The sequence below is a fragment of the uncultured Brachyspira sp. genome, assembly GCF_944388875.1.
Taxonomy (GTDB): domain Bacteria; phylum Spirochaetota; class Brachyspiria; order Brachyspirales; family Brachyspiraceae; genus Brachyspira.
Genome location: NZ_CALXKQ010000001.1, coordinates 452,191 through 475,971 on the forward strand (window position 1 = coordinate 452,191; position 23,781 = coordinate 475,971).

Here is a 23,781-nt window from a genome sequence, read left to right on the forward strand (position 1 = left end):
CCATACCTTTTTTATAATGAATTTTTTACTGATTATATTTTTATTTTACAACTATGTTTACAAGTTTGCCTTTTACATAAACTACTTTAACAATGTTTTTGCCGTCTATGAACTGTTTTACTTTTTCACTTGATAATGCCTGAGTTTTTGCATCATCTTCGCTTATATTTACATCAGCTTCTGCTCTATCTCTTATCTTTCCGTTTACTTGAAATACTAATTCAAATACATCATCTTTACAGTACTCTTCATTGTGTTCAACCCAGCTTTCTTCAAGTATCATTTTTCCAAAGTTTAATATATGATAAATCTCTTCTGTTATATGAGGAGCTATTGGATTAAGAAGTATCAAATATCCTCTTATAACCTCTTTAAACATAGCATATTCATCATCGCCGTTTAATTTTATTGATGACATATCATTTAAAAGCTCCATTAAAGCAGCAATTGCTGTATTAAAATGGAATCTGTCTTTAATATCTATTGTAACTTTCTTTATAGTTTTATGATATTTTTTATAAAGATTTTTAGCTTCTTTTGATAAGTTATTATAATCAAATGATTTACTATTTTTGAATGCTTCTTCATCTTTATATTTTAGAAATAAGTTCCAAATTCTATTTAAAAATCTTGCAGAACCTTTAACTCCTTCATCAGACCATTCTTTATCTTTTTCAGGCGGAGCAACAAACATAACAAATATTCTAACAGCATCGGCACCGAAAAGCTCTATAATCTCAGCAGGATCAACTCCATTAGCTTTTGATTTGGACATCTTTTCCATTTTTACTATTATGTCTTCTTTTTTTATACCGTCTTTTTCATAAGCTTTATTATTCATCTCTTCCTGAGTATAGAATTTTTTTAACTCTCTTGATTCATAGCTGTTTGCTAAAACCATACCTTGAGTAAGAAGTTTATTGAAAGGTTCATCTCCTTTGATAAGTCCAATATCTCTCATAAACTTGTACCAGAATCTTGAATATAAAAGGTGCATACAGGCATGTTCAATACCACCTATATACTGGTCAACTCCAAGCCAAGCATTGGCAATAGCAGGGTCAAAAGGCATTTTATCATTATGTGCATCAGTATATCTGGCATAATACCAAGAACTGCATGTAAATGTGTCCATAGTGTCAGTTTCTCTTTTTGCTTTTCCTCCGCATTTAGGACAAGTAGTATTAACAAATGACTCTGATTTTTTAAGAGGGTTATCTCCAACTGTAAACTCAATATCCATAGGAAGAGTTATAGGAAGTTCGCTTTCAGGCACAGGAACAATTCCGCATTTCTCACAATGTACAAAAGGAAGAGGATTGCCCCAATATCTCTGTCTTGATATAAGCCAATCTCTAAGTTTGTATTGTACTTTCTCGCTTCCGAAACCTTTTTCTGATGCATAACTTATAGCTTTTTTAATAGCATCTCTTGTAGAAAGTCCATTTAAAATATCTGAATTAACAACTATGCCGTCTTCAGTATATGCTTCAGTCATGTTTTCAGCTTTCAAAGAATTATCAGCATTCTGTATAACCACTTTTACAGGAATATTATATTTTTTGGCAAATTCGAAGTCCCTTTGGTCATGAGCAGGAACGGCCATTACAGCACCGCTTCCGTATTCAGCCAAAACAAAATTAGCAGCATATAAAGGAGCTTTTTCTTTATTGAAAGGATTAATAACATATCTTCCAGTAAATACCCCTTCTTTCTCGTAGTCTGTTTTTTGATCTATTTTAGCAGATTTTTTGATAAACTCTTCTACTGCACTTTTTTGTTCAGCCGTACACATATCTAAAAGTCCGTCATAGTTCCAAGCTATAGCCATGTAAGTAACACCGTAAATAGTATCTGGGCGAGTTGTAAATATAGGAAAATATTTACCGTCATCTAAAGTAAAATTAACATAAGCACCAACACTTCTTCCTATCCAGTTTTTCTGCATAGCTATAACATTATCAGGCCAGTATCCTTCAAGTAATTTTAAATCCGCATCTAATTGTTCTGCATGATCAGTAACTTTTATATACCATTGTTCGAGTTTCTTTTTAGTAACCTCTCCATCGCATCTCCAACAAGTGCCTTCAGGAGTAACCTGTTCATTGGCAAGTACTGTATTACAATGATCGCACCAGTTAACATCTCCGCCTTTTCTGTATAAAAGTCCTTTCTCATACATCTTTAATATAAACCATTGTCCCCATTTATAATAATCAGGCAAACAAGTAGTAACTTCCCTATCCCAATCATAAGAGTATCCAAGTAAGTTTAACTGCTCTTTCATATTAGCTATATTTTTTAAAGTCCATTCTGCTGGGTGAGTTTTATGTTCTATAGCAGCATTTTCTGCAGGCATACCGAAAGCATCCCATCCCATTGGATGCAGTATATCGTATCCTAAAAGTCTATAGTATCTAGCTATAGAGTCAGCTATAGTATAGTTAGAAACATGTCCCATGTGCATTTTACCAGACGGATAAGGAAACATTTCCAGTACATAATATTTTTTGTCTGTAGGTTTAGATACTGTTTTGAAAGAATTATTATCTTTCCAGAATTTCTGCCATTTCTTTTCAATGGTAGTAAAATTATATTCCATAATATACACTCCGTAGTTTGATACTATTAGTTTTGTATTAAATAAAAAAATTGTTTACATATTATTATGACAAAAATTATATTGCAAAACAGTATATTTTTCAAGTGATAATTGTAAATAGTATTTTAACATTTTCCCTTATGATAACTTTTATTTACATTATCTAATATAGAATTAATCTGATTAATTATTATAATATTTTGATTTTTGATAATTGATTCTAATTCCCAGCCATAGTTTTTATTAAATTTACAAATCTTATAACATACCAAAAGTTTTTATTAATACATAATAGTAATATTTAATCATTGCAAAATAAAATTAATAATTTAAAATAATAGTATAAAACAATGGTATTTTAATATAAAAAAATTATATAAATTAGATAATGCGGCAAAACTTTTTGTATCCATCAAAAATAAAAAAAATATTCCAGTATTTAGAGTATCTGCCGTATTAAAAGAAGAAATAGATAAAGAAACATTACAAAAAGCGTTGGATATAACAATAAAAAGATTTCCAACTCTTGCCCTATCAATAAAAAAAGGATTATTTTGGAACTACTTTGAAGAAAATAACAGAAAATTATTAGTGCAGGAAGAAAAATATTATCCTTGCTATAATATAAAAAGCAAATTAAATAACGGATACTTAATAAGAGTAGCATTCTACAAATATAGACTTTCTGTTGAAATAGCACATTCATTGGCTGATGCAACATCTTTAATAACCTTCTTAAAATCTCTGTTATACCATTACTTTACACTTTCTTCTAAAATCATTAATGATATAAATGAAGATATATTCAAAGATAATATACATACAATAGCTGATTATGATGACAGTTTTGAAGTGCATACAAAAAATAAAAAAAGATCTAAAAAAGAAAGAAGGATTAAAAATATTTATTTGATAAAAGGAAAACCATTAAAAATATACGGAGATAATGTAATACATGGAATATTGAGCTTGGAAAAAATTAAAGAAGAAAGCAAAAAATACAATATAACAATAACTGCATATATTTTATCTGTCATAGCATATTCTATTTATGAAACTAGAATAAAAAATAGGTATGAAGGCAAAAATATAGTTATATGCATACCTGTTAATTTAAGAAAAATATTTCCTTCTATATCTTTAAAAAATTTCTTTGGCATTACAAATATAATGGTTAACACTAATAAGAAATTAGAATTTGATGATATAGTTAATATTGTTCAAAATGAGATGAAAAATAAAATATCTAAAGATTATTTGGAAAATTTTATTTATGAGAATACAAAATTAGAAAATAATATATTTGCTAAATTTATACCGCTTTTTATAAAAAATTTCATAATTAATTTAGTATTTAAATTATTTGAAGATAAAACAAAAACCATGACAATATCAAATTTTGGAAATATAAATTTACCAGATGAAATGAATGAGTATATAAGCCATTTTGAAGCTGTAGTATATCCTACAATAAACAGTCCGCTAAATTGCGGAGTATGCAGTTTTTATGATAAACTATCAATAACATTCAATAGAACAGTAATTGAAACTGATATTATAAAGTATTTCTTTAAATATTTATCTGATGTTTCAGAAATAGAAATATATTCTAATGATTTCGGAGTATTATAAAATGGCCTATTGTAATAATTGCAAACTAAAAATTAAAACAAATAAAAATATATGCCCATTATGTTTAAAAGAATTAAACAATAATGATGATAACAAAATGATCTATGAAGAATATCCATATTATGATGATTTCTATAAAGAACAAAAAAAGATTAATGCCAAAAAAATAGTACTTTTAGCATCTTTAGCAGCAATAGCCGCCCTAATAATTGTTAATATAGCATCATCCAGTAAATATGATTGGGCGGTTATATCTGCTTCATCAATAGCTGCTGGATATTTTAGCTATATATACTTCACTGCTGACACCATGTACTTAAGACAAAAGTTATTAATAGAATTTTTCATACTTCTTCCATTAATAATAATAATAGATATATGCACTGGATTTCATAAATGGTCTTTCAATTATACTATACCATTTTTATCTATGGCTTTAAATATAGCAATGCTTATAATATCTCTGATAGATCATAAATATTTTAATGAATATGTATCGTATATAATATCAACATCATTTATATCAATGTTAATGCCTATAACAGCATTGTTTCATTTTGTTTATTGGAGTAGTTTATCAGCATTTGCAAGTGCCTTAATAATAATACTGATTATGATGTTATTATTTAAAAATGATTTTTTGTCATCATTAAAAAAGATTTTTCATGTTTAAAAAATTATGATTTTTATTTTTTAATAATACTTAGAACTATACAATTTCATATTTAAATTATTTATAGATAAAAAAAATAAAGAAAAATGACAGCATAGAAATTAAAATCTATATACATATTTAGTCATAAGTCTTAGTATTTTTATTTGGAAGGTTTAACATTCATTTTTTATTATTCATCTCTAACTATTCTATCTTTTAAATAATTAGCCTTTAATATAAACTCTTCGTTCTCTTTATAAAAATCTTCTTTGTTTTTTTCATCTTTTAAAATAGAACGCATCTCATCCTTAGCCTTACGCATAATTTCACTGTCTTTTATTATATTTCCAAGTTTAAAATCAGGTATTCCGCTTTGCTTATCTCCTAAAAACTCTCCAGACCCTCTAAGCTCTAAATCTTTTTCGGATATTTTAAATCCGTCAGTAGTTTCACATATTATATTAATCCTTTCTTTTATAATATCATTAAGCTCGCTATGAATTATAAGATAGCAGTAGCCCAATTTATCTCCCCTTCCAACTCTTCCTCGTAACTGATGAAGCTGGGATAAACCGAAACGCTCTGCACCTTCTATCAATATTGTAGTGGCATTAGGATTGTCTATACCCACTTCTATTACAGTTGTTGAAAATAATACCTTTATTTCTCCGTTTGAAAATTTATTCATTATAAATTCTTTCTCTTCATCTTTCATTTTTCCATGTATTATTTCTATTTGAACATCAGAAAAATAAGTTTCTTTAGCTCTTTTAAACTCGCTTGACAATGTTATAAAATTTGCATCAGTATTCTCTATAAATGGAAAAACTACATAACCCTGCTCGCCTTTAGCTATTCTGCTTTTTAAGAATTTATAGCAATGATCCCTTTCATAAAGCTCCTTATATTTTGTAAGCACACCCTTTCTAGTACTTGGAACTGTTTTTATAATTGATAAGTCCAGCTCTCCGAATAATGTCAATGCCAATGACTGAGGTATTGGAGTTGCTGTCATAAGAAGATAATCAACATTCTTTCCTTTTGACAATAATTTATCACGCTGAGAAACTCCAAATCTCTGCTGCTCATCTACTATAGCATAAGAAAGATTCTTAAATACAACTTCATCATAAAGTATTGAATGAGTGCCTACTAATATATTACTTTTACCTTCTCTAAGCCTTTTTAATAAATATCCTCGTTCATTCTGATTTACAGAAGAAGTTAATATATCAATTTTTATATTATCCTGCAATCCAGCTGCTTTAATGAGTTTTTTAAAAGTTTTATAATGCTGCAATGCTAATATTTCTGTCGGAGCTAAAAATGCAGTTTGAAATCCTGATTCTGCTGGTATTAATGCTGTCAAAAATGCTACTATAGTTTTTCCAGCTCCTACATCTCCCTGAAGAAGTCTGAACATTTGTCTATTTGAAAATAAGTCATTTTTTATATCCGATATGGCACTTAATTGATCCGAAGTTAATTCAAATTCTAAACTTGATTTAACTTTTTCAAGCAAATTAGAAGAAATGTATCTTTCATCCTTTATTAATATATTAGGTCTTCTTTCACTTAAATGTATATACTGAAAAGTTAAAAACTCTTCAAAAACCAAACTCTCCCTAGCTTCATGCAATGCTTCAAAAGAAGTTGGAAAATGCATTTCCATAATAGATGAAACAAAACTTTTAAGTCTGTACTTTTTCTTTATAACATTAGGTATATCATATTTCATATTCTTTTCAAAATTAACAAGTTCGTCTACAATTAATGTTCGTAACTTTTTTTGAGAAAGCCCTTCAGTAAGAGGATATATAGGAACAATTTTTCCATAAGATAATGCATTTGAGGATGGTTTTTCAAATTCTACAGCTCGGCATTGTATTTTTCCTCGTCCGTTTCTTATAAACTTTCCTGTTATATACAGTTTAGCTCCCTTTGAAACACCAGCAGGAAGTCTTCCTCCGTATATTGGAACTTCACATATTGCAATGCCGTCAGTAACTATAACTAAAGGCTTATTCTTATATTGAAAAGTAAAACTTGATATATCTATAACTTCCGCATAAACAACACTGTTTTTTTCTTTGTTCTGCAATGCTTCATGTATTTTTAATGTCTTTCTTCTGTCATCATAAGTTCTTGGATAAAATGATACCAAATCGTATAATGTTATAATGTTTTTTTTGGCAAGTATTTCAGCATATTTAGGACCTACCCCTTTTAAATATTTTATACTTTTACTGAAAATATCTTTACTATAATTATTTTCCTTCAACTTAGTAAATCCTAATAATTTATTAAAATATTATATCATAAATACGAAAATTATAAACATGATTAATAAACTATTTTTTTATAAAAAAGTAGTTGTATAAATAAAAAAAAATGTTATACTTAAATGGCACAAGTATTGTCAGGAGTCAATTAATGGATAAAGAACAAATAAAAGGCGTCATAATAGAAAATGATGTAGGAATATTAACTAAATATAAAAATGCTTTTGGCGATGAATTTGATATAAGTGTTTTTAACGATGCAAACTCATCACTAGCCTATATTATAGAAAATAATTTAGACATATATTTCTATATTATGAGATATAAAGATGAAGATAAAGACAGCATCAAATTCTTCTCTGATAAAATAAATAAAATTAATCCTCAAATAAAATTAGTCCTTACAGATACTTTAGATGAATTTAATGCAGAAGAATATCCTAATTCTATAGTATTTGTAAAAAATACTGATATAGGAAGTATAGTTCAGGCTATTAAATCATATATATCTCAAGCCTCAGATAATGGTTCTAAAAGAAGACAATATTCAAGAGCTAATTGGCCTCTAAATGTTATTATAGCATATAAAGATAAAATTAGAGGAACTATAGACAGAAATATATTATCTATAAGCGGTAATGGAGCATATATTTCATCAGATACTAATATTCCAGAAAAGGGTGATATGCTTGGCTTAACTATATCTTTTAAAGATTTTAAATTATTTACAGAAGCAAAAGTTGTATGGATAAATAATGACAAACAAAAACCTGATTTGCCTAAAGGTTTTGCTGTACAGTTTATTGATATAGGAATGGCTTCTCAAAAAATTATTGACCAAATTATTAGAGATAAGTTATTGCAGGAAATATTGCTAGAATATAACAATGAGAACTTCTCTTCATGATAATTTAGATATAAAAGAAGCAAAAAAAATAATAAGAAAACCATTTAAACTTATTAGAAATAATTTAGATTCTTCATTTGTTAATAGCAGAAGTGCTGTTATATACAAAAAATTTAAAAATATAGTTAATATTAATAAGTTTTCTTCTATATGTGTTTATATAGATTTTAATAATGAAGTTTCTACTTTTAATATAATAAAGAACGCATTAGAAAATAATGTTAAAGTGTCTGTGCCTTTTATTATAGATAATCATAACATGAAATTAAAATATATAAATGATTATGAAAAAGATATAAATAGAAATACAAAATTTGGACAAGGAGAACCTTTTGAATACTGTAAAGACTGCAGTATAGAAGAAATATCAATGTTCATAATTCCTGCTTTGGCATTTGATGAAAAATGCAACAGACTTGGATTTGGAAGCGGATATTATGACAATATATTAAAAGTTAACAAAAATGCCTTAAGAATAGGACTAGCCTACGACTATCAAATACTGCCTTTTATTCCCAAAGATAATAATGATGAAATATTAGATATTATTATAAGCGAAAGCAAAGTGATAACTGCTGTATTCTAATTAATTTTCAGATACATCAGGCTCATCGTCATCATCAGTAGTAAATAATTTTTCTAAGTCTAATACTACTAATAATTTATCTTCTAATTTACCAACGCCTTTAATATATTTTTGACCTATACCTGAAAGCATTGGAGGAGGAGGCTGAATATCAGAATTTGCTATAGATACTACTTTTGATATAGAGTCAATAATAATACCCATATCAACATCCTCAATTTTTACAATGATAATACCAGTATTTTTATCTCCCTCAATCTCTTCCAAATTGAAGCGTTTTTTCAAATCTATTATAGGTATAATATTGCCGCGTAAATTGATAACACCTTCTACAAAATCAGGAGCATTAGGTATAAGAGTAATCTTTTCCATTTTGATTATCTCTTTAGCCTGCATGATATCTATAGCATATTCACCGCTTCCTAGTCTAAAAGTAACTAGGTTAGTACTATCTTCAAGTTCAGCTCTGGATTCTGTACTTTCTATAGATTGTTGCTCTAGCTGTTCTGCCATTTTTATAATGCCTCCGTCAATATTAGAAGTTATTTCATTATCGGAAATATACTCTTATATTTTATATCAATATAAAAGATTTTCAATCAAAAAAATAACATATATGGAGATAATGGGGCTCGAACCCACGACCCTCACAATGCCATTGTGATGCTCTCCCAAGCTGAGCTATATCCCCTTATACAGTTGGCAGTATTTTATATCATTTTAACTTAAAAGTCAATGACATGAAAATTAAAATATGGATGTAAATATTGACATTACAATTAAAATAGTTTATAAATAAAATTCGTAATTAATAATAATTATTATTTAAGGAAAACTTATGAATATAAAAAAAATAAACACTTTCTGGAAGCTATTCCCATTAATTTTTATACTAGTAACTGTACTTATATTTACGGTTAAATACGGAGTACCCATAGAATTCTTACTTACTGTAGGAACATTAATAGCCTGCGTAATAGCATATTTTGCAGGATACAAATGGCAGGACATGGAAAATGCATTCATTAAAAAAGTTGTTGATACTTGGATTGGTGTTTTGATATTTATACTAATAGGTATAGTTGTTGGTTCTTGGGTATATTCTGGTACTGTGCCTATGTTAATATACTATGGAATAAAATTAATTCATCCTTCATTTATACCAGTAATGGCTTTTATAGTAACTTCATTTCTATCAGTATTTACTGGCACTTCTTGGGGTTCTGCTTCTACTGCAGGGGTTGCTTTTATAGGTATTGCTCAGGCTACAAATACACCGCTTCCTTTAGTAGCTGGTGCTGTTATAAGCGGAGCATACCTTGGAGATAAAAACTCACCTATATCCGACACTACTGTTCTAGCTGCTATGGGTGCTGGTACTACACTTTCCAATCATATAAAAACTATGCTTGTAAATACTATACCTTCTGCAATACTTGCTGCGATAGTGTTCACAATACTCGGATTTAATGCTTCTTCTGCTAATATTCAAAACATTAAAGAAGCTAATGAAATATTAACATCATTAGAAACAATATTTAATTTCAATATACTTTTATTAGTTCCGCCAGCATTTGTACTTATTGCAAGCGTTAAAGGAGTGAATCCTGTCATAACAATGTTTATAGGAAGTTTGATTGCTATAATACTAGGAACTTTTATTCAAGATTTTGGATTTATCAATTCTATGAAATCATTTGTAACAGGATTTAATATTTCAATGTCGCCTAGCGTTAATCCCAATGACATACCTCAAAATCTGCATACTCTATTAAACAGAGGCGGTATGATTAGCACCATGCCTAGCGTATTATTTTTGATACTTGCTCTTACTTATGGGGCTATGCTTCAATTAATAGGAACTTTAAATACTCTCATAGAATTATTAGTAAAAATAGTTAAAGGAGTAAGAAGTTTAATATTTATAACTTGGCTTACTACCTTTACAATAAACTCAGCATTAAGCAGTCTGCAGTTTACATTTTTAACATTAGGTTCAGTACTAAAGGATGTATACAAAAAATATAATGTCAATCTTGGAGTATTATCAAGAACTATGGAGGAAGGAGGAACACTCACAGAAGTTCTGCTTCCTTGGACTGTTACGGGAGTTTATATGACTTCTATACTTGGGGTTCATACATTAGAATACATGCCTTACTCATTTTTTAATCTTATTAGTATAGGCATTTCTTTTATTTATATGCTCACTTTACCTAAATTTGCTGTGAAAATAAATAAAAATATATAATATACCCATATAGATATTTATATATAAAATACAATATATATTGATATATTTTTTTATTATATATATTATTGATTATTATAAATATAAAGGAATATTATATATGTTAAAAGAAGCTTATAGAAAATTAAGGCAAATAATTAGAGGAGATAATAAAAATAGAAGATTAAGACAAAGCAAAAATAATAGAAGAAAATTAAAAAATGAAAAAGTAATATCAAATAGAATAGAAAAAACATCAATGCTTCAGCATAAAACCCATGAGTTAATGGATAGTAATACAAATTATATTGAAAAAAATATTGATTTAGGAAATCAGTTAAATAAAAAAATGGATGAATATAATGAACTATTCATTAAACTTCAGGAGAAAGAAAAAGAACTGGAAATAAAATCTAATAACTTAAATGCCAGAGAAGAAGATTTAAAAGACAGAGCCAATAATATCAGAAAAGAAGAAATAAATTTAAACATAAAAAAAGAATATGTTGATAAAGAAGAGCAAAGAGTAGAAAAAAAAGACAGGGATTTGGATGAAGAAAGAGAGGATATAAAAAAACGTGAAAAAAAATCAAGAGAAGTAGAAGAAAAAGCAAGAGAAAATATAGAAAAATATGAAGCTAAATATGAAGAGGCAAAAAAAGATAAAGAATATTATAAAGAAAAAATAGAAGAGCTTGATTCAAGAGAGAGAACATGCACAGAAAGAGAAAAGGATATAGAATCAAGAGATGCTGATTTGAGAGAAAAAGAAGATACTTTTGATTCAAAGGAAAAAGAGTTATTTGAAAGTTTTGAAAGAGAGAAGGCAGAATGGGAAGAGAAAAGAGAGGAAATAGAAAAAGTATTAGCAGAAAAAGAAAAAGAACTAGACAGAAAAATAGCTGCTATGGAAGAGTCTGCTATAGCATTTGAAGATATAAAGTTTGATGATACAGAAGATGGAAGAAAAGCGAAAATAGTTGTAAAAGAAGCTATAAGAAGATCTTTAAAACTTCTTGAAGAATCTATGAATGAGTTTAAAGAATTAGAAGAAAAATATTCAAGCGGAACATTTAAAGGTTTTGCTACGCCTATAGAAGAAATAAGCGATTCATTTGAAGAATTAAAAAATGAATTTATCAATATAAGGGAACATAATGATGAAAACGGAAATATTTTTGATTTATGGATTAAAGAAATAGAAAATTACATAGAAGAAACTGATACAAATATAAAAAAGCATTTCTTTTCAGAAGCATATAGAAGCTGCATATTTGGTCTTTCATACTGCAAAAGCTATATAAAAATGGTTGAAATATTTAATGAATATACTTCTTCAGGAAGTTCTGAAGAAAGCTATACTGAAGATGAATATAAAGATTCTGACGGAAACTTTATGAATTGGTATGAAATATTATGGGAAGAAGAATACTATGAAGAAAGATATGAAGAATATGCATCACATTCTGAAAAAGAAATAAAAAAGCAATTTAGAAAAATGATGATGAAATATCACCCTGATACAGCAACGGAAGAAAATAAAGAAGAAGCACATGAAAAATCCTCAATGCTTAATAAGGCAAAAGAAATACTATTGGATGATGAGGATAAAAAATCAAATTATGATAGAGAATATATGGAATATTTCGCTAAAAAAAATAAATAATATTTAAGGAGTGTAATATGTTAGAAGAAAATAAAATACCCGCTTTGAGAAAAGGCAATGTATCAATCAATAATAAAAATAATTTAAACAAAATAAAATCTGTTGATACATCAAAATCTAAAATATCAAAAATACTAAAAGAAGATTCCATACAAAAGCAGATGAATGATGAAATAAAAAGAAAGAAGGGGCTTGATCTGCTATTAATAGGCGATTTTACCGATTCTATGAGCGAATATAGAGAAAAATTGAGAGTAAAATTTAAAGAACTTGCAAAAATATTATTTAAGGTTATAGATAATTTGAGAATAGGGGTTATATTTTATTTGGATCATGGTACAGGAATGTATTCTGATTATAATCCGTATGTTACAAGATGCCATAAACTTACAACAGATATAGAGGCTTTATATAATTTTATAGATGAAACAAAAATAGGAAACGGTATAGATTGGGATGAAGCTATTGAAGATGCTTTGAATGATGCATATAATAATATGAACTGGAATGAAATAAATGCAAAATCAATAGTATTATTTGGAGATGCCAGACCGCATGAGCCTAGAGAATGCATACATGGATATGATTATTTTGAATTAACTAAAAAGCTTTATCAAAGGCAAGTAACTATAAATACAGTTTTCTGCGATACTGGACACGGCGGTTATGGAAAGGTTTCTTCTGCTTATAAAATAGATATAGGAGATTTTAGCAAAAGAGTTTCAGAACTTGAAGATATTGAATTTTTTTCTTGGATAGCAAATGTTACAGGAGGAATAGCTATAGGAGTAGAACAAATAGAGGATATAGTTGATATAATACAGGCTATGGCAGCAAAAGATGCTGGAAAAATGGATGAATATGAAGAAGAAATGAAAAAGACGCATAAAGCTGCTAAAATACCTATACTTAAGCATATAAAAGAAGAAGCACTAAAAATAGAAGAGAAAAAGAAAACTCTAAGAATTACAGGAAAATAAATAATAAAATAAAAGAGGCATGCTGAAAATATCAGGCATGCCTTTATTATAAATAATAAAAATTATTTAATCATCATATTTGTACATCAGCATCATAATTTATGCCTTCCAAACCAAAACCGTGAAGATGTAAATATTCATCTCTGAATTGATTTAAATCAGCATTTTGTTTTAATGAAGCATTGTCTTTTATTTTGTTCCAAGCATCAGCAACTTCTTTTTGTACATCATCTCTTAATTCCCAGTCATCTAATCTTAATCTGTGCTTATCATCTAATATAAAGCCTTTATCAGTATATATTTTTTCAGCAAATTGTCTGTACATTTGTTCAATGCAGCCTTCATGTATTCCTTTCTCTTTCATCACTTTAAATAAAATACTAATATACAAAGGCATAGCAGGTATAACAGCAGAAGCTCTAGTAACAACAGCCTTAGCAACAGAAACATAAGCATGTCCATGCAATTTTTCCTGCATCATTTTATCCATATCTAATGCAGTAGCCTCCAAATCATCTTTAGCTTTTCCAATAGTACCATCTCTGTATATAGCTTTAGTCATTTCAGGTCCTATGTATGAATAAGCCAAAGTTAAAGCATTTTCTGAAAGCATATCAGCTTTTATCAAATCTTCAATCCATAATCTCCAATCATCGCCTCCCATAACTTTTACAGTAGCTTTAATTTCTTCTTCACTTGCAGCTGGCATTTTTACTTCTATAAGTTCTTCTTTCATAAAATCAACGCCCATCCCAGAATAATCTTTTCCTATAGGTTTTAAAGTAGAACGGTATGTTATGCCTTCTTTTTCATCTTTTCTTATGCCAGTAGCTAAACTATATATAACACAGTCTATTTTACCGTCAAAAAACTCTTTAGCTTCTTTAATAATATTTGCTTTAGAAGATTCTAAAAAAGCATCGCCTACAATAGTTTTTTCTTTAAGTCCGTCTTTTTTGGCATTCTCGCTAAATGCTTTATTATTATACCATCCAGGTGTTGCTGTTCTATCTTCAGTGGCTGCTCTTTCAAAAGATACACCTAAAGTATTTGCTCCCATAGCATAAGCTAATATTATTCTGCTTGCAAGTCCGTATCCGCCTGATGAACCTAATATTAATGCATTCTTTATATTGGATTTTATTTTAGGATGTTTTTTTACATAATTAATTTGATTCTCAATTTCTTTAGCACAACCTGTAGGATGAGAAGTTTTACATACGTTATTTGCTATTTGAGGTTTTACCACCATAATATAGTGTCTCCTTTTTTATTTTTTAAATTACATAAATAATATATCAAAAAGATTTTTTTTCAATAGCATAAACCTATTTTATTGTTACGATAATTTGTTTTTTTGATAATCATTAATATATAATAATACTATATGTAAAAATATTTTTTAACTCCCCGCCCTATATATTTTATAATTCTACAAAAAATATAACTTGTAGATTTCTTATTGAAGGTAATAAAAAATGCAAAACCCACCCTAGTTTTATTTTATTTTTAACTTATTAACACGCACGCTGAACGAAGCAATATATATAATGAAGTTAATAATATAAATTTATTATATAAAAATAATCGATTAACCGTGCGGTATCAACAATTCAAAATTTAGAAATAACCCACATTATAAAAGATAAAACTATGCTTATTATTATGCTAGTCATCAATGGAAAAGCAAATGTAAAATTTTCTTTTTTTATAACTATATCACCAGGAAGTTTTCCAAAAGGAATTTTTATATTAAATAGAAATAATATGCCAATTATTATTAATATAATACCAATAACTATAAAAAGTTTAGCAAAATGAGTATTCATAACTATTCAGACATTTTCTTATTCATTTTTTCTATATCTTTGTCATGCCCTGCAATAATTAATATATCGCCTTCTACCATAGCTACATCAGGATCAGGAGTACAATCAACAACCACCTTTTTTTCACCTAATATTCCTACTGTTTCTTTTTTTACAGCAACAACATTAATCTTATATTTTTTTCTAAGATCAAGCTCTTTCAAATTCTTACCAGCAAGTCCCCCATGAACAGGAAACTCCACTATAGAATGATATTCTGTTAAATCATAAAGCAAAACAGTATCTCCAACCTCAAGCTGTTCGGCTATATGTATACCCATAGACTCTTCAGGGCTTACCAAATGTGTTATGCCTATCATACTTAGTATTGCTTTATGTTTTTCATTGGAGTATCTTGCTATTATATTTTTTACATTGAGTTCTTTTAAAAGCAATGCCGTTAATATGCTAGTCATCATATCCTCGCCTATAGTAAGTATAACAGCATCAAATTTATTAATTTCAATAGCTTCTAATGCTTCTTTCTGTGTAGAATCTAACCTCATAGCCTGAGTTACACTATTCTTTATAGCTTCTATCTCATTAATATCATTATCTATAGCAAATACTTCAATAGATGGTTTTGTCATAAGCCTATTAATTAAAGCCTTTCCCAAAGTACCAACTCCTATAACAGCATATTGTAGCATAACTAATACCCCTATTATATTATTTTAATTGTTTTATTATAGAATAATATGGAATTTTGTCAAAAAATATTTTTTATAATTATCTGCCTTATTTGAAATTATATTATAAATGAAATGCTTAAAAATATATAAAATTATAATAATTAAATTATGCAAAAATAAAGAGGTACTTAAATTAATCCTCTCTTTATTTATACATAATTATTCATTATTAGCTTGATAATTCAATTTTACTAAATAATCAATCTTATCAACAACCTTAGTAAAAGGTTTTTCCACACTAATTAAAGCTCTCTCTACATCATTTCCGTCTTCATCTTCAATATATATATCATAATACAATTCTTTATGATCATATTCATTTTCAAAAGTAAGTCTTATAAAGATAAAATTATTAATATTAATTCTATCCATTTTAGGCTCATACTCTAAACGCTTTATCTCAGTATTCAATAATTCTTTGCCCAAGTTCTCTACTATGACTTTATATATAGACTCAAGCTCCTTTCTTATATAGTGTACATTGTTGTCAAACATTAAAAACTCCCTCTATTTTATAATTTATTATAAATATATTAAAATAATATAATTTGTCAAAACATTTAATAGGATTCCAAAATTGAAGCAACTTCCTCATCTCCTAATTCCAAAGCAATATTTGCAAGCTCTTTAGCTTTTTTACTTGACAAATTAGGATTTGCATTATTTTCTAATAGTATTAAAGCTATTTCAAAATTACCGTACTCTATAGCAGATGACAAAGCAGTTTCTCCATCTTTATCAACAACATTAACATCCGCTCCATTCTCCAATAAAATATTAATCGCTTCAGGAGATATTTCTCTTCCTGAAAATGCTATTAAAGGTGTAATTCCATTATTATTAGCCTTATTAATATTTGTAGTTTTTGATAATATTTTTATAGACTCCACATCATTTGCTATCAAAAGCGGAGTAATACCTTCATCAGATATTAAATTAATATCAGCTCCATTATTGACTAGCAGAGAAACAATATCAGAATTAGAATTGTCTGCAGCAAAAAATAAAGGACTCCATCCATAATTATTAACAGCATTAACATCCGCCTTAGCGTTCACCAATAGCTCAGCAACATTATAATTACTGTCATATATTCCAATACCCTGCCTAGCCCATACATCAGCAGCATAAAGAAGTGCCGTATAATTTCTTTTATTTTTTAAATTAACATCAGCATTATTTTTTATAAGAGCATTTACTAAATCAGCATATCCGTAATAAGAAGCTATCATTAAAGCAGTTGTACCCTCGTCAAAAGTTACGCTAAGATCATATTCTGTATCTTCTGCATTTACTATATTTGTTGTTTCTGTTAAAGTATTATTGATATTTCCAGAAGCAAGCAAATTTGTTATTATATCCATACTAGGATTACCTTCGTATTTTAATAATGCCTCTTCTAAACTCATATCCTGAACAGTATCTGATGACAAGTTTTCATTTGTTTCTATATTTTCATTTGAAACTGTATTATTAGATTTTTGAGAACATGATATCATAATCAAAATAATCAAAAATGCGTACACTATAACTTTCATAATAAATCCAAATATAATTTTAATATCAATATATTAACATATATTCAACATTATATCAATGATTTCAGGAATCTAATTTCATATCTCCCTTTTTAATAAATCCTTTTTTATACATAAACTCAGAAATTATAAGACTTAATATTGCAGGAAGTATAAAATGAAGAAGAATTATTTTTATGAATACATCCGTACTTGCTCCCATAGCTTCTATGGTACCTACCTGTCCAACCAAACCGCTAGTCCCCATACCAGCACCGCTTGAAACATTTTCCATCTTTAATATTGTTGTACCTATAGGTCCAAGTATAGCTGAAGTTAAAGTAGGAGGTATCCATATTTTTGGATTTTTTATTATATTAGGCATTTGAAGCATTGAAGTACCAAGCCCTTGAGATATTAATCCTCCCAATCCATTTTCTTTAAAACTGCATACAGCAAATCCTATCATCTGGCATGAACATCCTATAGTAGCAGCACCTGCAGCAATTCCTGATATATTAAGCATTATAGCTAAAGCAGCAGATGATATAGGTAATGTTAATACCATTCCCATAATAACAGAAACTATTATTCCCATAGGAATTGGCATCAAATCTGTAGCATACATTATAATATTGCCTATGAATATCATAATATAATTAATATAAGGTCCTATAAGTTTAGCGGCAAGAACTCCTAAAACTATTGTAAATAAAGGGGTTACTATAATATCAACTTTTGTTTCTTTTGATATCATTTTACCAAACTCTGAACATATTACACTTGATACAAAAGCCCCTGCTATAGAACCAAATTCATTTCCTGCCATACCTACCGCAGCAGATGAAAATAATACTAAAGGCGGAGCATTAAGTCCATAAGCTACAGATATCCCTATAGCAGCACCAACAACTGACATAGCTTTAATACCAATTTCTGTAAATATTGGCAGATGAAGATAATCTCCGATTACCTTTATAATCAAACCTATTATTAAAGAGGAAAAAAGACCAAAAGACATAGCACCTAATGCATCTATTGTGTATGTTTTCAGAGATATTTTAATATTCTTTTTTATAAGAAAATTTTTTATTCTATTTTTCATTTCTAAAATACCATAAAAGCGGGTAATGTACCCGCTTACTTTGATTATCAAAAATTATTTTTTTCCAAAAATTCTCTCTGCTATGGCACGTCCCGTAGGAGTATTGGCAAGACCTCCCTGAGCAGTTTCTCTAAATCTTTCATCCATAGCATCTCCAACTTCTTTCATTGCAAGTACAACTTCATCAGCAGGTATAACACTTTTAAAACCAGCACAAGCCATTTCAGCAGATACAATAGCATGCACAGAACTCATAACATTCTTACTCATACAAGGAGCTTCAACAAATCCCGCTATAGGATCGCATATAAGTCCAAGTATAGTAGATAAAGCCAAAGCAAAAGCATTAGCACATTCTTCAGGTGTTCCTCCCATAATCTCTGCACAAGCACAAGCAGCCATAGCAGCAGCACTTCCGCATTCAGCCTGACATCCTCCTTCAGCACCTGCAAAAGTAGCAATCTGAGCTATAATATCCGCAAGTCCTGCAGCAGTAAACATTCCTCTTACTATATCATCCTTTTTATAACCTTTTTTTTCGCATATAGTAAGTACAGCAGGCATTATTCCGCAGCTTCCTGCTGTAGGAGCAGCAATTATTTTACCCATGCAGGCATTATAACCGCTTACTGCCATAGCAGATGCTACTACCTCTCCAACAGTATCTCCTAATATGCCTTTACCTGATTTATAAAATTTTTCAACTATCTCTACACAATCTTCCTGCTGTCCAGTTACAAAATGAAATTTATCCTTTTTCCCTTTTTCAACAGATTCTTTCATTATTTCATAATAGCTAGCCATTTTATCAATAACAGCCTGTCTATCAACTTTTTGGCTTTTAGCTTCTATATCTATTATTATTTCACTCATCTTTACTTTTTTTTCTGTAGCCTCAGATACTAAGGCTTCTATAGATTTTATATCCATAATATATTACCCTCATAATTTTTTTAATATAATTTATCTAAAAATACAAAGTCCCTTATATTTTCTATATTTCTAATCTTTTCTTCTATCTCTTTAGATATAACATTTGTCATACCAATAACTATAATTGCATATCCCTTATTAGGACCTTCAAATTGAGGTGTTACATTCATATTCTCAATATTAATATCATTTTCAAATATAATAGAAGTAACTTTAGCTATAATTCCAGGAACATCTTTATTAACTATTGCAATAGTTGGAAAATCCCCTTTATAATGAACTTCAATACCATTAACCTTATCCAATACTATTAATCCGCCTCCTATAGAAGAAGCTAAAATATTAATTTCATTGCTTTGTCCTTTAGCCTCAATATAAACACTATTAGGGTGAAAAGCATCTCTTAGTGTAGTTGGAATAAACTCATACTTAAGCCCAGACTTGTCCGCAATACTATAGCTATCTCTAAGTCTGGCATCATCAGTTTCAAAACCCAAAAGTCCTGCTAAAATAGCCTTATCCGTTCCATGCCCTTTCCATGTTAAAGCAAAAGAACCATGCAAGTATATTTTAGCCTCTTTAACATCTTCGCCTAAAATTTTTTTAGCAAGTTTACCTATACGACAAGCTCCAGCTGTATGCGAACTTGAAGGACCTATCATTACAGGACCTATTATATCAAATAATGTAGCCATAAAATATCCTCCATTTATTTAAATATAATTTAACATAATAAATAAATTATGAATATAGATTTTTTTAATTTTTATTAATTTTAAATAAAAAATTTAAAATATTTTTTTATGAAATGATTTAAATGATTGATATTATTATATATTACTTTTAACAATATTAAAAAAATAAGCAATGATCTGTAATAATATCATTGCTTATTATAACTATCAAAAATTATATCTAATATAACTTTTTAGGTATTCTGACATTCTTGAGGGCTTCTAATCTTTGTACTATAGCCTTTTGAACTTCAAAGTTGCTAGGCTCAACATAGTCAAAATCATATTTATTTGCAAGTATTAGAGTTTCCTTTTCCTGTACATAATTTCTCATTCTTCTATGAATCAATGACATTCTAAATAATGATAATTTCTGTCTGTATCCATTAAGATATGATTGTCTGTAATAATCTATGGAAGCAGTTCCTCTATTTCTATTAGCATAATGCTGAGCTAATCTAAAATATATTCTTCCCTTTTCATAATTTTTATATGTATTTTCTGCCATAGCTATAATTTCTTTTTCTATATTGGCATAATTATTTTCATCTATTAATTTTTCGTATATATATAAAAGACTGAAATAAGCATCCAATTTATAAGCTGGTATAGTAAGATTTGTAGCTAAATTAATGGCCTTTTTATACTCTTCTATGGCTAAACGGTATGAAGCAGCTCCTCCTTGCTCTGCAGGATTTCCGCCTTCCTTCTCATATATTAACCCTAAAAAATAATGAGCATCAGCATTGTCTGGATAGTACATCAAAGTCTTATTCATTATATACAATGCATAAGGAGTATCTCCGTTATTTATAGCTCTCTTAGCTTCTCCTATATAAACCCAAGCAGGTTCCAGCTTGCCGTTAAATAAAGACCTATAAGAATTAGTATCTATCCTAACTGTAGGAACATTATTATTTGTATTCAAATTATTAAAAGAATTTGTATACTGTGCATTAACAGATAAAGCACTTAATACTGATATCAATAATATAAAAAATGTACGTTTCATATTCATATAAATAACATAAAAATAAAATTATCTTTTTTATAGTTTATCGGTATAAAAAGTTTTTACATTATTAATTTTATTATAAATATGTTAACTATTCATATATTTATTAACTATAGGATCATCCTCCAAAGCAGTTAATATCTCTACACCATTTTCCTTAACGGCTACAGTATGCTCATAATGTGCAGATAATGATCCGTCTTTTGTTATTATAGTCCAATCATCATCCTCTATTAAAATTGAATGATGCCCCATATTAACCATAGGCTCTATGGCTATAACCATATTTGTTTTTAATATAGGACCTGTTCCTGCCTTTCCCCTATTAGGTACTGGGGGCTCTTCATGCAAATTAGCACCTACTCCATGTCCTTGAAACTCTCTCACAAGAGAATATCCAGCATCCTCAGCTGTTTTCTGTATTGCATTCGATACATCTCCTAAATGAACACCATCCTTAATTTTCTTTACACCATTAAAAAATGATTCCATAGTTATATCTATTAATCTTGAAGCTTCTTCAGATACATTGCCCACTTTAAATGTAAATGCTCTGTCAGAATGATATCCTTTATAGTATACACCTATATCAAGTCCTATAATATCTCCGTCTTTTAATATTTTCTTTTTACTTGGTATGCCATGTATTATTTCATTATTAATAGAAGAACATATAGACCCTGGAAACGGAGGATTGCCGTATCCTTTAAATGATGGTTTTGCATTATGTTTTCTTATATAATCATATACAAATTTATCTATTTCTTTTGTAGAAATTCCGGGCTGAACTATTTTTTCTACTTCTTTAAATACATTCGCCAATATATGTCCGCTCTCACGCATTAAATTAATTTCTGATTGAGTCTTAATCTTAATAGCCATTCTTATATACCCTTAAAAAACATTTGATGAATTAGTATTCTCTTTAGTTTCATTACTGCTGCTGCTGTTATCATCATCTGGAATTGATATGCCTGTAAAAGATTCCTGAACAACTTTTGTAATATCTTTTTTCTGACCACCTGTAATAGTCATCTCTCCTTGAATAACAGCCCCTTCGCCTACGTCTATTTTAGGAGCTTCAATATTTCCCAATACTCTTCCTGTTTCTATTAAAATAACTTCTCTCTTAGCATCAATATTTCCAATCAAAGTACCTGCTATAGTTATGCTTTCTGTTATTATAGTACTGGTTTTAACTTTGCCGTTTGTACCTATAATTAAATGTCCGTCAATTTTTAATTCGCCCTCAAATTTACCATCTATTTGAAAAGAGCCTTTGACAATAAAAGCACCCTTAAAAGATGAACCATCACCTATTACGCTATTTATTATATCTCTTTTTGCCATAAATCAAATCTCCAATGCTATATATTGATTTTATAAGTTAACATCGTATATATTATAACATATTTTCTATGTTTTATCTAGGCTTACAAAAAAGTATGGTTTCTCCTCCCCAAGGAGAAAATGTACGTATATAATATTTATATCCTTCTGTAATTTCTTTAATGAATATTGGAACTTTATAAAAATCTTCCATAAATAATTTACCGCCATGATATACAGCAACGGCAAGAGATGGTCTGAATCTATTTATAGTTTCTTTTGCACCTTCTAATATATTCTTCTCAGCACCTTCTACATCCATTTTAATATAATCTATTCTCTTTATATTATTATCATTAACAAATTTATCAACTGTAACAGCATTCATTTTTACAACTGGAGTATTAGGCATCATAGAAATAAAATCAACTGTTTCTTCCTTATTCGATAAAAGTACATTTTCTAAAATAACATTATTCAGTTTATATCTTTCTTTCACGCATTTTAATGCTTCATAAGCATCAGCATCAGGTTCAAAAGCGTAAATTTTAGCATCATCAGAACATTTTTTTGAAAAGAAATAAGACGAATCTCCCTTCCAAGCCCCAATATCAAAAATCACACTGTCATTATTAACTTCAAAAATATCTCTAACATCATACTGCTTCATATCAAATATATGAAATAAAGCAAAAGCTCCTATCTCTTTGGGAAATAATATCCTTCTAAAAATTAAAAACGATGCCATCCTGCTAAGCCATTTATACGTTGATATCGTACCGTATTTAAGGCTGAACATAATTTCCTTTTTTATATTCTGATGAACAGAAGGATAAAATGCAAGCATGTATCTATACTTAATTATCTTTTTAAATAGAGATTTAGAATAATCATCTTCAAGCATATTATAAAAAATATTAAAATTATCAGTTTCTATAATAGCCTTAATAAAATTATCAGAACATTCTATTTTTTCTATTTCCTCTTTACTGAATTTATTTTTTACTATATTTCTGCAGCCTTCTAATATTTCCATAATTCAATCAAT

General features: G+C 28.6%; 22 protein-coding genes and 1 tRNA gene. 7 read left to right on the top strand and 16 right to left on the bottom strand.

Translation table 11 applies throughout. The features are described 5' to 3' along the window. Positions 1-40: 40 nt before the first annotated feature. On the bottom strand, positions 41-2,602 hold the full coding sequence (gene leuS, locus Q0J69_RS02090) for a leucine--tRNA ligase (RefSeq protein ID WP_297203847.1): 2,562 nt from the start codon (positions 2,600-2,602) through the stop codon (positions 41-43). 363 nt (positions 2,603-2,965) lie between these two features. Here leuS and Q0J69_RS02095 point away from each other — a divergent pair, with 363 nt between their 5' ends. Beyond that, positions 2,966-4,234 carry an alcohol acetyltransferase gene (locus tag Q0J69_RS02095; RefSeq protein ID WP_366030058.1) on the top strand — a complete coding sequence of 423 codons (1,269 nt, stop codon included), beginning with the start codon at positions 2,966-2,968 and terminating at the stop codon, positions 4,232-4,234. Position 4,235: 1 nt separating this feature from the next. Continuing rightward, entirely contained in the window at positions 4,236-4,907 is a 672-nt protein-coding gene (locus tag Q0J69_RS02100; protein ID WP_297203849.1) for a DUF6320 domain-containing protein, read from the top strand. A gap of 172 nt (positions 4,908-5,079) precedes the next feature. On the opposite strand, the gene recG is transcribed toward Q0J69_RS02100, so the two are convergent. Continuing rightward, complete coding sequence (gene recG / locus Q0J69_RS02105) at positions 5,080-7,170, bottom strand: ATP-dependent DNA helicase RecG (protein WP_297203850.1); 2,091 nt, start codon at positions 7,168-7,170, stop codon at positions 5,080-5,082. 152 nt (positions 7,171-7,322) lie between these two features. Here recG and Q0J69_RS02110 point away from each other — a divergent pair, with 152 nt between their 5' ends. Next, positions 7,323-8,078, top strand: coding sequence for a PilZ domain-containing protein (locus Q0J69_RS02110; protein WP_297203852.1), 756 nt, complete (start codon positions 7,323-7,325; stop codon positions 8,076-8,078). Then, a complete protein-coding gene (locus tag Q0J69_RS02115; protein ID WP_297203854.1) occupies positions 8,059-8,664 on the top strand; it encodes a 5-formyltetrahydrofolate cyclo-ligase in 606 nt (201 codons plus the stop codon). The genes Q0J69_RS02110 and Q0J69_RS02115 overlap by 20 nt, the downstream gene beginning before the upstream one ends. Here Q0J69_RS02115 and Q0J69_RS02120 read toward each other — a convergent pair whose 3' ends face one another. Together Q0J69_RS02120 and Q0J69_RS02125 are read right to left on the bottom strand one after the other, a co-directional pair. Continuing rightward, the gene (locus Q0J69_RS02120; protein WP_297203856.1) at positions 8,665-9,177 is read right to left on the bottom strand and encodes a chemotaxis protein CheW; all 513 of its coding nucleotides are present in this window, start codon (positions 9,175-9,177) and stop codon (positions 8,665-8,667) included. It abuts the gene before it with no gap. A gap of 104 nt (positions 9,178-9,281) precedes the next feature. Next, positions 9,282-9,355: transfer RNA gene (locus tag Q0J69_RS02125), tRNA-Ala, on the bottom strand. Between the two features lie 147 nt (positions 9,356-9,502). Between Q0J69_RS02125 and nhaC the strand changes: the two genes are divergently transcribed. The 3 genes from nhaC (at position 9,503) to Q0J69_RS02140 (ending at position 13,540) form a co-directional block, all read left to right on the top strand. Next, on the top strand, positions 9,503-10,915 hold the full coding sequence (gene nhaC / locus Q0J69_RS02130) for a Na+/H+ antiporter NhaC (protein WP_297203857.1): 1,413 nt from the start codon (positions 9,503-9,505) through the stop codon (positions 10,913-10,915). A 100-nt stretch (positions 10,916-11,015) separates the two neighbouring features. After that, positions 11,016-12,560: a DnaJ domain-containing protein gene (locus Q0J69_RS02135; RefSeq protein WP_297203859.1), complete on the top strand. Its 1,545-nt coding sequence runs from the start codon at positions 11,016-11,018 to the stop codon at positions 12,558-12,560. A gap of 17 nt (positions 12,561-12,577) precedes the next feature. After that, entirely contained in the window at positions 12,578-13,540 is a 963-nt protein-coding gene (locus Q0J69_RS02140; protein ID WP_297203862.1) for a VWA domain-containing protein, read from the top strand. A gap of 73 nt (positions 13,541-13,613) precedes the next feature. Here Q0J69_RS02140 and fabV read toward each other — a convergent pair whose 3' ends face one another. The 12 genes from fabV to Q0J69_RS02200 form a co-directional block, all read right to left on the bottom strand. After that, positions 13,614-14,792 (bottom strand): enoyl-ACP reductase FabV, encoded by a 1,179-nt coding sequence (gene fabV / locus Q0J69_RS02145; protein WP_297203864.1) that lies wholly within the window; start codon positions 14,790-14,792, stop codon positions 13,614-13,616. Between the two features lie 361 nt (positions 14,793-15,153). Further along, a complete protein-coding gene (locus Q0J69_RS02150; protein WP_297203866.1) occupies positions 15,154-15,369 on the bottom strand; it encodes a DUF2905 domain-containing protein in 216 nt (71 codons plus the stop codon). A gap of 2 nt (positions 15,370-15,371) precedes the next feature. Continuing rightward, complete coding sequence (locus Q0J69_RS02155) at positions 15,372-16,058, bottom strand: TrkA family potassium uptake protein (protein ID WP_297203867.1); 687 nt, start codon at positions 16,056-16,058, stop codon at positions 15,372-15,374. Between the two features lie 201 nt (positions 16,059-16,259). After that, positions 16,260-16,595: a hypothetical protein gene (locus Q0J69_RS02160; RefSeq protein ID WP_297203868.1), complete on the bottom strand. Its 336-nt coding sequence runs from the start codon at positions 16,593-16,595 to the stop codon at positions 16,260-16,262. Positions 16,596-16,660: 65 nt separating this feature from the next. Further along, positions 16,661-17,638, bottom strand: a complete 978-nt coding sequence (locus Q0J69_RS02165) for an ankyrin repeat domain-containing protein (protein WP_297203870.1) — start codon at positions 17,636-17,638, stop codon at positions 16,661-16,663. Positions 17,639-17,702: 64 nt separating this feature from the next. Next, the gene (locus Q0J69_RS02170) at positions 17,703-18,722 is read right to left on the bottom strand and encodes a PTS sugar transporter subunit IIC (protein ID WP_297203872.1); all 1,020 of its coding nucleotides are present in this window, start codon (positions 18,720-18,722) and stop codon (positions 17,703-17,705) included. Positions 18,723-18,776: 54 nt separating this feature from the next. Continuing rightward, on the bottom strand, positions 18,777-19,652 hold the full coding sequence (gene sdaAA, locus Q0J69_RS02175) for an L-serine ammonia-lyase, iron-sulfur-dependent, subunit alpha (RefSeq protein WP_297203874.1): 876 nt from the start codon (positions 19,650-19,652) through the stop codon (positions 18,777-18,779). Positions 19,653-19,675: 23 nt separating this feature from the next. Next, positions 19,676-20,350 (bottom strand): L-serine ammonia-lyase, iron-sulfur-dependent subunit beta, encoded by a 675-nt coding sequence (gene sdaAB, locus Q0J69_RS02180; protein WP_297203876.1) that lies wholly within the window; start codon positions 20,348-20,350, stop codon positions 19,676-19,678. Between the two features lie 220 nt (positions 20,351-20,570). Beyond that, entirely contained in the window at positions 20,571-21,401 is an 831-nt protein-coding gene (locus Q0J69_RS02185) for a hypothetical protein (protein WP_366030060.1), read from the bottom strand. Between the two features lie 90 nt (positions 21,402-21,491). Continuing rightward, positions 21,492-22,286: a type I methionyl aminopeptidase gene (gene map / locus Q0J69_RS02190; protein WP_297203880.1), complete on the bottom strand. Its 795-nt coding sequence runs from the start codon at positions 22,284-22,286 to the stop codon at positions 21,492-21,494. Positions 22,287-22,298: 12 nt separating this feature from the next. Next, positions 22,299-22,754, bottom strand: coding sequence for a polymer-forming cytoskeletal protein (locus Q0J69_RS02195; protein WP_297203882.1), 456 nt, complete (start codon positions 22,752-22,754; stop codon positions 22,299-22,301). Between the two features lie 73 nt (positions 22,755-22,827). Further along, the gene (locus Q0J69_RS02200) at positions 22,828-23,769 is read right to left on the bottom strand and encodes an FkbM family methyltransferase (protein WP_297203884.1); all 942 of its coding nucleotides are present in this window, start codon (positions 23,767-23,769) and stop codon (positions 22,828-22,830) included. Positions 23,770-23,781: the final 12 nt, after the last annotated feature.

Bases quoted from the DNA above. Each gene is read 5' to 3' on its own strand.
- Q0J69_RS02155 (WP_297203867.1), bottom strand. From the start codon at position 16,058: ATGCTACAATATGCTGTTATAGGAGTTGGTACTTTGGGAAAGGCTTTA.
- sdaAB (WP_297203876.1), bottom strand. From the start codon at position 20,350: ATGGCTACATTATTTGATATAATAGGTCCTGTAATGATAGGTCCTTCA.
- Q0J69_RS02185 (WP_366030060.1), bottom strand. From the start codon at position 21,401: ATGAAACGTACATTTTTTATATTATTGATATCAGTATTAAGTGCTTTA.
- Q0J69_RS02165 (WP_297203870.1), bottom strand. From the start codon at position 17,638: ATGAAAGTTATAGTGTACGCATTTTTGATTATTTTGATTATGATATCA.
- Q0J69_RS02200 (WP_297203884.1), bottom strand. From the start codon at position 23,769: ATGGAAATATTAGAAGGCTGCAGAAATATAGTAAAAAATAAATTCAGT.
- Q0J69_RS02100 (WP_297203849.1), top strand. From the start codon at position 4,236: ATGGCCTATTGTAATAATTGCAAACTAAAAATTAAAACAAATAAAAAT.
- sdaAA (WP_297203874.1), bottom strand. From the start codon at position 19,652: ATGGATATAAAATCTATAGAAGCCTTAGTATCTGAGGCTACAGAAAAA.
- Q0J69_RS02170 (WP_297203872.1), bottom strand. From the start codon at position 18,722: ATGAAAAATAGAATAAAAAATTTTCTTATAAAAAAGAATATTAAAATA.
- Q0J69_RS02150 (WP_297203866.1), bottom strand. From the start codon at position 15,369: ATGAATACTCATTTTGCTAAACTTTTTATAGTTATTGGTATTATATTA.
- Q0J69_RS02160 (WP_297203868.1), bottom strand. From the start codon at position 16,595: ATGTTTGACAACAATGTACACTATATAAGAAAGGAGCTTGAGTCTATA.
- map (WP_297203880.1), bottom strand. From the start codon at position 22,286: ATGGCTATTAAGATTAAGACTCAATCAGAAATTAATTTAATGCGTGAG.
- Q0J69_RS02195 (WP_297203882.1), bottom strand. From the start codon at position 22,754: ATGGCAAAAAGAGATATAATAAATAGCGTAATAGGTGATGGTTCATCT.
- Q0J69_RS02120 (WP_297203856.1), bottom strand. From the start codon at position 9,177: ATGGCAGAACAGCTAGAGCAACAATCTATAGAAAGTACAGAATCCAGA.
- nhaC (WP_297203857.1), top strand. From the start codon at position 9,503: ATGAATATAAAAAAAATAAACACTTTCTGGAAGCTATTCCCATTAATT.
- Q0J69_RS02135 (WP_297203859.1), top strand. From the start codon at position 11,016: ATGTTAAAAGAAGCTTATAGAAAATTAAGGCAAATAATTAGAGGAGAT.
- Q0J69_RS02115 (WP_297203854.1), top strand. From the start codon at position 8,059: ATGAGAACTTCTCTTCATGATAATTTAGATATAAAAGAAGCAAAAAAA.
- fabV (WP_297203864.1), bottom strand. From the start codon at position 14,792: ATGGTGGTAAAACCTCAAATAGCAAATAACGTATGTAAAACTTCTCAT.
- Q0J69_RS02140 (WP_297203862.1), top strand. From the start codon at position 12,578: ATGTTAGAAGAAAATAAAATACCCGCTTTGAGAAAAGGCAATGTATCA.
- Q0J69_RS02110 (WP_297203852.1), top strand. From the start codon at position 7,323: ATGGATAAAGAACAAATAAAAGGCGTCATAATAGAAAATGATGTAGGA.
- leuS (WP_297203847.1), bottom strand. From the start codon at position 2,602: ATGGAATATAATTTTACTACCATTGAAAAGAAATGGCAGAAATTCTGG.